Source organism: Mesorhizobium sp. M2A.F.Ca.ET.067.02.1.1, from assembly GCF_004023285.1.
Lineage (GTDB): Bacteria > Pseudomonadota > Alphaproteobacteria > Rhizobiales > Rhizobiaceae > Mesorhizobium.
In genome coordinates this window covers 1-1,162 of the sequence record NZ_RZSB01001169.1, presented here as the reverse complement: position 1 = coordinate 1,162, position 1,162 = coordinate 1, and the positions used below count along the sequence as shown (strand labels likewise).

The window sequence follows — 1,162 nt, the reverse complement described above, 5'->3', positions numbered from 1 at the left end:
ACCCATCGCGTTCCAGACCGCGCAAGGTGGTGGTCAGCATTTTTTGCGAAATGCCGCCGACGGCGGCGCGCAATTCGTTGAAGCGCATCGCGCCGTCACCCAGCTTGCCGACCACGAGCACGGTCCATTTATCGCCGACCCGCTGCAGGATTTCCGACACGGCACGGCAGTCTTCGGTGATATGCGGGTGCCTCAGTAACATAAACGTGCCCCCTTGCGCGCTGGTTTGTCAGTATCACATATAGCGCCGGTATCCAAACGATACCAGAAATTCCCGCAAGGAGAGCCCCTTATGTCCAAGCCCAAAATCGCCATCGTCGTCGGTTCGACGCGCGCCGCCCGCTTCGCCGACGTGCCGACGCAGTGGATCGCCAAGATCGCCAAGGCTCATGCCGACATCGACGTCGAGATCGTCGATCTGCGCGACTGGCCGCTGCCCTTCTTCGACGAGGTCGCATCCTCCGCCTGGGCGCCGTCGCAGAACGAAGTGGCGCAGCGCTGGCAGAAGAAGGTCGCCGAGTTCGACGGCTTCATCTTCACCGCCGCCGAATACAATCACGCTCCGACCGGTGTCTTGAAGAACGCCATCGACTACGCCGCCAATGAATGGAACAAGAAGCCGGCCGGCTTTGTCGGCTACGGCTCGGTCGGCGGCGCGCGCGCGGTCGAACAGCTCCGCCTGATCGCCGTCGAGCTGCAGATGGCGCCGGTCAAGTCGGCCGTCCATATCGCCTGGGGCGATTTCCTTGCGGTGCGCCAGGGCGAGAAGAAGCTCGAGGACATCGAGCATCTGAACCAGGCCGCCGCCGCGCTGGTCAACGACGTCGCCTGGTGGGCCAAGGTGCTGAAGGCGGCCCGCGCCGCCGATGCGATCGCCGGCGAAGCCCAGGCCGCTTAAAGCGCCTGCGAAAAATCATCCTCCCGAAGGGCGGCGCTTGCGTCGCCCTTTTTGTTTGCAGCAACGGCTCGTGCAAGTTCGTTCGCGCCGGCTCGATATGCAGCGCCGGCGCGTCCGATCATACTGACTTGCATAATGCAATCGACTTGGCTATATCTAACTTTCATTTTGAAAGTGAGTCACGAGAATGGTTGCCAGGACGAGCTTCGAAACGCGCCCATGCCCTATCGCGCGCAGCCTCGACGAGGTCGGCGAGTGGTGGAG

At 62.4% G+C, this 1,162-nt stretch carries 2 protein-coding genes; one reads left to right on the top strand and one right to left on the bottom strand.

Annotation, left to right across the window (positions count from 1 at the left end; genetic code table 11):
- On the bottom strand, positions 1 to 202 hold a 202-nt coding region (locus EOA28_RS36455), incomplete at its 3' end, for a helix-turn-helix domain-containing protein (protein WP_148671137.1).
- 90 nt (positions 203 to 292) lie between these two features.
- Here EOA28_RS36455 and EOA28_RS36450 point away from each other — a divergent pair.
- Positions 293 to 898, top strand: coding sequence for an NADPH-dependent FMN reductase (locus tag EOA28_RS36450; protein WP_040989612.1), 606 nt, complete (start codon positions 293 to 295; stop codon positions 896 to 898).
- Positions 899 to 1,162: the final 264 nt, after the last annotated feature.

Bases quoted from the DNA above. Each gene is read 5' to 3' on its own strand.
- EOA28_RS36450 (WP_040989612.1), top strand. From the start codon at position 293: ATGTCCAAGCCCAAAATCGCCATCGTCGTCGGTTCGACGCGCGCCGCC.